Source organism: Candidatus Eisenbacteria bacterium (genome assembly GCA_005893305.1).
In the GTDB taxonomy this organism is placed as follows: Bacteria; Eisenbacteria; RBG-16-71-46; order SZUA-252; family SZUA-252; genus WS-9.
In genome coordinates this window covers 148692-156961 of record VBOZ01000029.1, presented here as the reverse complement: position 1 = coordinate 156961, position 8270 = coordinate 148692, and the positions used below count along the sequence as shown (strand labels likewise).

General features: G+C 68.5%; 9 protein-coding genes and 1 pseudogene (1 of these 10 only partly in view). 7 read left to right on the top strand and 3 right to left on the bottom strand.

Translation table 11 applies throughout. The features are described 5' to 3' along the window. On the top strand, positions 1-498 hold a 498-nt coding region (locus tag E6K79_09365; protein ID TMQ63912.1), incomplete at its 5' end, for a Zn-dependent oligopeptidase. 14 nt (positions 499-512) lie between these two features. On the opposite strand, the gene E6K79_09360 is transcribed toward E6K79_09365, so the two are convergent. After that, the gene (locus E6K79_09360) at positions 513-1148 is read right to left on the bottom strand and encodes a hypothetical protein (GenBank protein ID TMQ63836.1); all 636 of its coding nucleotides are present in this window, start codon (positions 1146-1148) and stop codon (positions 513-515) included. 2 nt (positions 1149-1150) lie between these two features. Here E6K79_09360 and rpiB point away from each other — a divergent pair, with 2 nt between their 5' ends. Both rpiB and E6K79_09350 read left to right on the top strand, forming a co-directional pair. After that, positions 1151-1603, top strand: a complete 453-nt coding sequence (gene rpiB / locus E6K79_09355; protein ID TMQ63835.1) for a ribose 5-phosphate isomerase B — start codon at positions 1151-1153, stop codon at positions 1601-1603. 31 nt (positions 1604-1634) lie between these two features. Further along, positions 1635-3386 (top strand): hypothetical protein, encoded by a 1752-nt coding sequence (locus E6K79_09350; protein ID TMQ63834.1) that lies wholly within the window; start codon positions 1635-1637, stop codon positions 3384-3386. Positions 3387-3430: 44 nt separating this feature from the next. Here the strand turns inward: E6K79_09350 and E6K79_09345 are convergent, their stop codons facing one another. Next, positions 3431-4363, bottom strand: coding sequence for a hypothetical protein (locus tag E6K79_09345; GenBank protein TMQ63833.1), 933 nt, complete (start codon positions 4361-4363; stop codon positions 3431-3433). After that, positions 4364-5251: a hypothetical protein gene (locus E6K79_09340; GenBank protein TMQ63832.1), complete on the bottom strand. Its 888-nt coding sequence runs from the start codon at positions 5249-5251 to the stop codon at positions 4364-4366. A 93-nt stretch (positions 5252-5344) separates the two neighbouring features. Between E6K79_09340 and E6K79_09335 the strand changes: the two genes are divergently transcribed. The 4 genes and pseudogenes from E6K79_09335 to E6K79_09320 all read left to right on the top strand — a co-directional run. Then, positions 5345-5860, top strand: coding sequence for a hypothetical protein (locus tag E6K79_09335; protein TMQ63831.1), 516 nt, complete (start codon positions 5345-5347; stop codon positions 5858-5860). Positions 5861-5906: 46 nt separating this feature from the next. Next, positions 5907-7028 (top strand): transaldolase, encoded by a 1122-nt coding sequence (gene tal, locus E6K79_09330; GenBank protein ID TMQ63911.1) that lies wholly within the window; start codon positions 5907-5909, stop codon positions 7026-7028. Further along, positions 7018-8103, top strand: a complete 1086-nt coding sequence (gene glk / locus E6K79_09325; GenBank protein ID TMQ63830.1) for a glucokinase — start codon at positions 7018-7020, stop codon at positions 8101-8103. Before tal ends, glk begins: the two co-directional genes overlap by 11 nt. 8 nt (positions 8104-8111) lie before the next feature. Next, positions 8112-8270: pseudogene (locus tag E6K79_09320) on the top strand (class I fructose-bisphosphate aldolase) (it continues 793 nt past the right edge of the window).

Genomic DNA, 8270 nt, shown 5'->3' with positions numbered 1-8270 from the left:
GCCACGGTGCTCCGCGTGTTCGCGAAGCACTATCAGACCGGCGAGCCGATTCCGGTCGAGATGGTCCAGAAGATGCGGCGCGCCGACGTCTTCGGGAGGGCCATGGACACCGCCTACCAAGTCCTCTACTCGGCCCTGTCGCTCAACATCTACAACCGCGCGCCGTCCCAGGTGAACACCGACTCGCTGGCCTCACAGGCCGAAACGCAGTACGTGCCGTTCCCCAAGATCCCGGACACGCATTTCCAGGCTTCGTTCGGCCACCTGGACGGGTACTCGGCCGTCTACTACACGTATCTATGGTCCCTGGTGATCTCCAAGGATCTCTTCGCCCAGTTCGACAAGACGAACCTGCTCGCTCCCGGGGTCGCCACTCGCTACCGGAAGGTGGTGCTCGAGCCGGGCGGGACCAAGCCGGCCGCGCAACTGGTGCATGACTTCCTGAAGCGGGATTTCAACTACACGGCGTACGAGAACTACCTGAAGGGGATGAACTGAGGGAGGGGCGCCGCTTAGCGCTTGGTGTTCCGCTCCACGCGGAGCGGCGTCAGCACTTCCTTTTCGAAGCGGGCGGCGTCGAAGGCCTTGTCGAGGTACGGCAGGAGCACCTGGTCGGTCACCTGGAAATGGGCGGCGATAAGGCCCAGGATGCCGTAGCAGTGGTGCATGAGCCTGCCCGCGGCCGCCCCCGCCGAGATCTCCTTTTCCAGCGCCTGGCAGCGCTTGGCGACGAGCTGGTGCTCGAAGCGGGCCGTCTCGGTCAGCTTCGAGCCCTCGCCGGCCGCCCAGTCGGCGGCGGGATAGAGCGTGTACTCCTCGGCGCGCGCGTGCGGCGCGACGTTCGTGTTGACGAAATCGAGGACCTCGCGCGCCAGCGACATCTGGTCCAGCGTCGCCGACTCGTGGAGCGTCTCGATCCTCTCCGCCAACCCGGTGAGCCGGGTCATGATCGACGCGTGCTCGGTCCGTAGAGGAGCCGTCGGCTTGGGACCGCTTGCTGCGGCCTTCTTGGGTTCGGCCATGCGGCGAGCATTCTTCGTTTTTCCGGGACCGGTGTCAACTCGCCTGTTGCGTGGGCCTTCCCCCTGACCTAGCCTCGCCGGGCGCCACTTCCGATCGGCGCCCCGCCCCGAACCCAAGGAGTGCATGGATGAAGGTCGCCGTCGGCGCCGACCACGCCGGATATCTGCTCAAGGAGCGGGTAAAGCATTATCTGGAGAGCCACGGCCACACGGTCCTCGACATGGGCACGAGCTCGACCGAATCGACCGACTACCCGCAATACGCGTTCAAGGTGGCCGAGGCGGTCCGGGACGGCGTCGCCGACCGAGGCGTGTTGGTCTGCGATACGGGAAATGGGATCGCCATCGCCGCGAACAAGGTCGAGGGGATCCGCGCCGCCCTGGTGATCGACCCGAAGCACGCCGAGATGTCGCGCCGCCACAATGACGCCAATGTGTTGGTGCTCGGCTCCGCGATCCTCCCGGAGGCCCTGGAGGTTCCCACCCTCGACACCTGGTTTTCCGCGCGGTTCGACGGCGGGCGCCACGCCCGCCGGATCGCGCAGATCCTCGCATACGAGCGGACGCACGAGCGCCGCTAGACCGGGCCCCCCCCACGAGGACATTTCAGCAATGAGCCCCGCCGCGCGACAGCGCGAATCCCTCGGATCGATCGAGGTCGAATATGGAGCCACGCTCGCCCGTCTGGAGAGCGGCGGCGCGATCGGCCGCTTGAAGGCCCGGGACGCCGGCCTTTGGAGCGCGGACCCCGCGACCGCGGCCGCGATCCGGAACCGGCTCGGCTGGCTCGATGCGCCGGAGTGGCTCCAGGATCGGATTCCCGAGCTCAAGAGCTTCGCCGCGGAAATCCGCACCACAGGCTTCACGAGGGTCCTTCTCCTCGGCATGGGCGGATCGAGCCTCGCGCCGGAAGTCTTCCAGCGCGTCGGTGTCGCCGGTCCCGGGGCCCCGACGCTCGAGGTACTGGACTCCACCGATCCAGCCTCCGTCCAGAGCGCCGAGGCGGGCTCGCGCCTCGATCACACCTTCTTTCTCGTGGCGAGCAAGTCGGGCGGGACGATCGAGACCCTGAGCCAGTATCGCTACTTCCGCTCGCGCGTCGAGTCGCTCGGACTCCCGGACCTCGGCGGCCGCTTCGCCGCCGTCACCGACGCGGGCTCCCCTCTCGAGCGCCTCGCGACCGAAGAGGGATTTCGCCGGACGTTCCGAAATCCGGCCGACGTCGGCGGCCGGTTCTCGGCCCTGACCTATTTCGGGGCGGTGCCGGCGTCCCTCCTCGGCCTCGACCTCGACGCGATCGCCTCCCGGTCCCTCGCGGCACGCGAAGAATCGCTCTCCGAATCCGGAGCCGAGAACCGCGCGCTCCGGCTGGCCGCGATCCTCGGCGCGGCCGCGCGATCGGGCCGCAACAAGCTGACGATCCTCGCGTCGCCCGCTCTCCGGCCGCTCGGATACTGGATCGAGCAGCTCGTGGCCGAGAGCACCGGCAAGGACGGGACCGGGGTCATCCCGGTCGAGGGCGAGCCGCTTGGTCCGGCGCACCGGTACGGGAGCGACCGGATCTACGTCTCGATCGGGCTCGAAGGGGTACCCGATGCGGACCTCTCGCGGCTGGAGGTGGAGTTGAGCCGCGGCGGCGCGCCGTGGGTCCACATCGAGCTGCCCGACCGGGATGAGATCGCGGGCGAGTTCTACGTCTGGGAGGTCGCGACCGCTCTCCTGGGATCGGTCCTCGAGATCAATCCGTTCGACGAGCCGAACGTCACGGAGAGCAAGCGGAACACGGAGGCTCTCCTCGCGTCGCTCGAGAAGTCGGGCGGTCTTCCCGCCGAGGAGCCAAAGGCCCTGAGCGAGGGCGTGGAGGTCTTCGCGCCGGAGCCGGTCTGGGCGCGGCTCGAGGCGGGCGCGCCCTCCATGGCGAGCCTCGAGATGGTGCTGAACCGTTTCCTCGCGCTCGCGAGCCCAGGCGGGTACCTCGCGGTGCTGGCCTATCTCGAGCGGACCGCCGCGGCCGAGGCTTCGTTCTCGCTCCTGCGCCGCGCCGTGAGAAACGCGATCCTTGTCCCGGTGCTGCAGGGGTACGGACCGCGCTACCTTCACTCGATCGGCCAGCTCTACAAGGGGGGGCCGGGGGGCGGGATCTTCCTCGTGATCACGGTGGCCGATCCGACCGACATCTTGATCCCCGGAAAGAGCTACTCGTTCGGGCAGCTCAAGACGGCTCAAGCGCTCGGCGATTTTGCCGCGCTTGGGAAGCACGGGAGGCCGGCTCTACGGCTCCACCTGACCGAGGGCGCCGAGGCCGGGCTTCGGACCGTCGCGAGCGCCGTCGAGCGGGCCCTCGCCGCGATGGGAAGCGCCTAGAGTCCCCCGCGCCTAGAGTCCCGCGCGCCTAGGGTCCTGGGCGCCTAGAGTCCCGGCGCGGGGACGACCTTACCAAGGAACGAGAGGCCAACCTCCCATTCCGAAGAGCGGAGCGTACTTCGCCCGTCGATCACTCGGCGCCACGTGATCGAAACTTCGTTGCTCCCGCCGAGCGCGATCGCCAGGGTTGGGGCGATCCGTTGAAAGTCCTGCTCCCCCACGCCGGGCACCGGCGCGTCCGTGGCGACCGCGCCCCCACCACCGCGTTGGGAGTGAACCCCGTCGTAGCGGAATCGAACCCGGAGCACGCGCGCCGGCTCCAGCCCGGTTTCGAGATCCCAATACTTCTCCTCGGCGGTCCGGCCCCCGCGAATCCGATAACCGATGCTCCCCTGCCCGTACCCGCGCAAGCTTGGCAGGCTCGTCCCGAGGCAGAGCGCCGCGCCGAAATCGGCGAATCCGGTGCTCAGTGTCGGCATGGTTGAAACCACCTCGGGGGTGCCGCGCAGCGGAATCTTGAGATCCTGCTCGATCGCGGCCGCCCACCGCCCGCGGTGGAGCGGCACGCGCGCGCCCAGGTGAAGGTCCGCGAACCCGAACGCCTCTCCGTGAAGGTCGCCGGACCCGGCCAGCCCATCGGCGTCCTGGTCGGCGAGCTTCAACGGGAGGCTCCCGAGAAGGGTGAGCAAGCGGAACGCGCCGTACTCGACGTAGAGCGCCGAGCCCCGCTCCACGTAGCGAGAGCGCTCGTAGAGGGCCGGATCGAACAGCGGCCGCGGGTCGCCGGAATCGTCGAACATCTCCTCCGCCTTGAGGTATGAGACCGACGCCTTCGCGTAGGCCTCGCCGCGGCCGCGCGCCCACGCGCCGGCCCGGGCGTCCGAGGGCCAGGCGAAGAGGGCTGTGACCGCCAGGAGGATCGAAGGGAGCGACGCTCGGACCGCGCGCTCGGCCGCGGCTTCAGGGCGAAGCCGCACCTACTTCAGGCGGCTCTTGACCGCTGCGTACGGACGGAGGTCGCGGGGCAGGCCGGCGTCGATGCCAAGGGACTTTAGCTCCGCCCGGAGAAGGGTGACCCTCTGAGCGGGCGAAGGATGGCCGCCTGCCAAGGGCTCCCAAAACACCTCTTTTGGCGCAGTTGAGGGATTTAGATTCTCCATCACTTCAATCATTCCGTCCGGATTGAGTCCCACCCGCGAGACATAGAGGAGCGCGGTCCGGTCGGCCTGGCGCTCGGTTTCCTGCCCGTAGCCGACAGCCAAGAGCGCGAGGCCCTTGGCCCCCGCGGCCGTGGAATCAACCCCCCGGCCGGCCGCCCGAGCGCCGCGGGCAATCGCCGCCAGCTCCGCGTCGTCCATCTCCCGCTCCAGGATGGCGCTCGGATTGTGGGAAGCGACGTGGGCAATCTCGTGCGCGAGGACCCCGGCAAGCTGGCACTCGGTATCGATCTGTTTCAGAAGCCCGGTGGAGACGTAGATCTCCCCGCCCGGGAACGCGACCGCCCTCGGCGCCGGGTCGACGAAGACGCGGAACGAGTAAGGAATTTCCGGCCGATCCGACAAACGGGCAATTCGTTGCCCGAGTTCGTTCGTGTACTCGTTGACGTTTGGATCGGCGTCGGGACGGACGCTGGTCTCAAAGCGGGTGGCCAGGCGGCTCCCGATGATCCGCTCGTGCTGGTCGCTCAGCGGGATCGGTACTTCGCGGCCTTTCCCATGGGTTCCGGCACAGCCAGGGAGCAGGAGCGCCAGCGAGATGAGGAGGATCACGAACACCCGCGGAGAATAGGACGCGGTCGGTCGCGGGTCAACCGGGCCTTGCCCCCACCCCCTTGCGCCTGACGGAAGGGATGCGGCATGATCCATGCGGCTTACTGATGGCGTCGGCGTTGGCCGGCACGCCCAGTCGTAGCAGACGATCCCTCCGCGCGGGGGGGTCGCGCCCTTAAGGAGGAAGCAATGCCCGCTCGTAAGAAGCCAGCACGGAAGGCTGTTCGCAGAAAGGCCGCTCCCAAGAAGAAGGTCGCGGCCAAGAGGAAGGCCGCTCCGAAGAAGGCTGCCCCGAAGAAGGCCGCGGCCCCGGAGATCACGCCGAGCGCGATCGGAGCCATGGTCCATCACCTCGACTACACGACCCACGACCTCGAGGGCGTCAAGCGCTTCTACACGCACCTTCTCGGGTTCTCGAAGTTCAACGAGGATCCGAAATTCAACTACCTCTGGATCCAGACCGGCAACACCTCGAGCCTGGGATTCATGCCCCCGATGCGGGAGATGGGCGAGGCGAGCCCGGCCAAAGAGCCGCAACTCTACTTCATGGTGAAGGACGTCGACCGCGCCTACGCCTCCCTCTCCGCCAAGGGCGTCATGTTCGAGGGGCCGCCGGCCGACATGCCGTGGGGGCACCGCGTCGTCAGGACGAGCGACCCCGAGGGGCGCACCGTCCTGCTCGCGACGCCGAAGCGCCAAGCCTGATTCGGAACATCGGAGGGACGCCGTGAAACCCACCCCCTGCGTCGCGCTGCACGAGCTGGGACAGAGCGTCTGGCTCGACAACATCAACGACGGGTTGATCCAGTCGGGCGAGCTCGCCCGGCTGATCGCCGAGGGATCGGTCTACGGCGTCACCTCCAATCCCACCATCTTCAAGAACGCGATCGCGGGGGACCAATTCACCTACCCCACCGAGATCGCGCGCCTCGCGAACATGGGCAAGAGCCCGGCGGAGATCTTCGACGAGCTGGCCTTTCGGGACATCAGCCGCACGGCCGATCTCCTCGCCGATACCTTCCGCCGCGGATCCGGGCGGGACGGGTTCGTGAGCCTCGAGGTCGCGCCCGCGCTGTCGGGAGACACGGCCGCGACAGTGGCGGAGGCCAAGCGCCTCTGGAAGCTCGTTCAAAGGCCCAACCTGTTCGTGAAGGTGCCCGGCACGCCCCAGGGCATTCCCGCGATCGAGGAGCTCATCGCCGACGGCGTGAGCATCAACGTCACGCTCATTTTCTCGCGTCCGCAATATACAGCGGTCGCAGCGGCTTACCGCCGCGGCATCGAGCGAAGAATCAAGGCAGGACTCCCCCTCGACGCGCTCCACTCGGTCGCGAGCGTCTTCGTGAGCCGCCTCGACACGTCGGTCGACAAGGAGCTGGAGACGCGCGCCGCCGCCGCGCCGGACGCCGCGGCTCGGGAGCGGTACCTGACGCTCCGCGGAGCAGCCGCCGTGGCGAACGCGCTCGATATCTGGGAGGAGTACCGGTCTCAATTCTTCGGCGCCGTCTTCGGACCGCTTCGCTCGAAGGGCGCCAGGCCACAATGGGTCCTCTGGGCGAGCACCGGGACCAAGAACCCGGCCTACTCCGACATCAAGTACGTCGAGGAGCTGGCGGGCCCGGACAGCATCAACACGATGCCTCGGGAGACGCTCGACGCGTATCTCGACCACGGCTCGCCCTCCGGAAACCGCCTCGATCCCCGTCTCGACACCGCGCGCAAGACCCGCCACGCGTTGGCCGATGCCGGCATCTCGATCGAGGAGCACTCCAAGAAGCTCCTGGACGACGGCGTCGGCGCGTTCGCGCGGTCCTTCGACGAGATGATGGCCGTCATCCGAGAGCGGTCCGCCGCACTCGCCCATCGCCGCTAGCCCGAAGACGCGTGCGCGGTCGCGTCCCCTCCCCGACCCCGGCTCCACGACCCGGCGCGTGATCCTCGCCGGCGACATCGGTGGGACGAAAATCAATCTCGCTCTCTTCAAGCGCGTCGGGCCGGGACGCGTCGGCCCCCCGATCGACCCCGAATCGCACAAGAGCACGGAATTCGGCTCGTTCGAGGAGCTGATCGAGTCGTATCGCGGTCGACACGCCGGGGCGGTGGACGCGATCTCGTTCGGCGTCGCCGGGGTCGTGATCCAAGGGCGCGCCAAGGGGACCCACATTCCGTGGGAGATCGACGGAGAGGCGGCGTCCCGGCGCCTCGGGGGCGCGCCGGTCCATCTGGTGAACGACCTCGTGGCCGCGGGCTACGCCGTTCCGGCGCTCGCGGCCCCCGATCTGGTGACGATCCACGAAGGAGCCCCTGCGCCGGAGGCGAACGCCGGGCTCATCTCCGCCGGCACCGGCCTCGGCGAGTCGATCCTCGCGCGCGTGGCGGGCGATCTGATTCCGATCGACTCCGAGGGGGGTCACGCCGATTTCGCGCCTCGCACCGACGATGAGGTCGAGCTCTTCCGCTTCATGCGCGCCCGGTACGGCCGCGTGAGCTACGAGCGCGTTCTCTCGGGCCAGGGGCTCGTCGACACGGCCCGGTGGGCCCATGAGCGGGACGACCGGGGCGGGCCGGCCGCGTGGAAGGCTCACGCGGCGGAGACGCCGGCGGAGGACCTTCCCGCCACGGTGAGCGAGCAAGCGATCGCGGGCGTCTGCCGGTGGTGCGCGGAGGCGCTCGACCTATTCGTCTCCGCGTATGGAGCCGAGGCCGGGAACTTAGCGCTCCGGGGCATGACGCGCGCCGGGATCTATCTCGGTGGGGGGATCGCTCCCAAGATCCTTCCGGCTCTCAAGGGGGAACGATTTCTCCGGGCCTTCCGGGACAAGGATCTCCACGCCGAGCTTCTGGGTCGGATCCCGGTGTACGTCATACGGAACCAGCAGGCTTCGGTGTTGGGAGCCGCGCGCTACGCGACGCTCGAAGCTTGCGGCCCCTCGAGGCCCTCCCTATAATCCGGCCCATGGCATCCCCGACGGCTACCCGCGAAGCTCCTTCGGGGGCGCTCGCCCACCGCTCCACGGCGCGCGTCCGCGAGATCATCGGGTGGTACTCGGCGGACAATCCGGGTACGAAGGCGAACCTGGCCCGGATGCTGAATCACGGGACCCTCGCCGGAACC

Excerpts from the sequence above, each read along its gene's own strand:
- E6K79_09360 (TMQ63836.1), bottom strand. The coding sequence starts at position 1,148 with ATGCACTCCTTGGGTTCGGGGCGGGGCGCCGATCGGAAGTGGCGCCCG.
- rpiB (TMQ63835.1), top strand. The coding sequence starts at position 1,151 with ATGAAGGTCGCCGTCGGCGCCGACCACGCCGGATATCTGCTCAAGGAG.
- E6K79_09350 (TMQ63834.1), top strand. The coding sequence starts at position 1,635 with ATGAGCCCCGCCGCGCGACAGCGCGAATCCCTCGGATCGATCGAGGTC.
- E6K79_09340 (TMQ63832.1), bottom strand. The coding sequence starts at position 5,251 with ATGGATCATGCCGCATCCCTTCCGTCAGGCGCAAGGGGGTGGGGGCAA.
- E6K79_09335 (TMQ63831.1), top strand. The coding sequence starts at position 5,345 with ATGCCCGCTCGTAAGAAGCCAGCACGGAAGGCTGTTCGCAGAAAGGCC.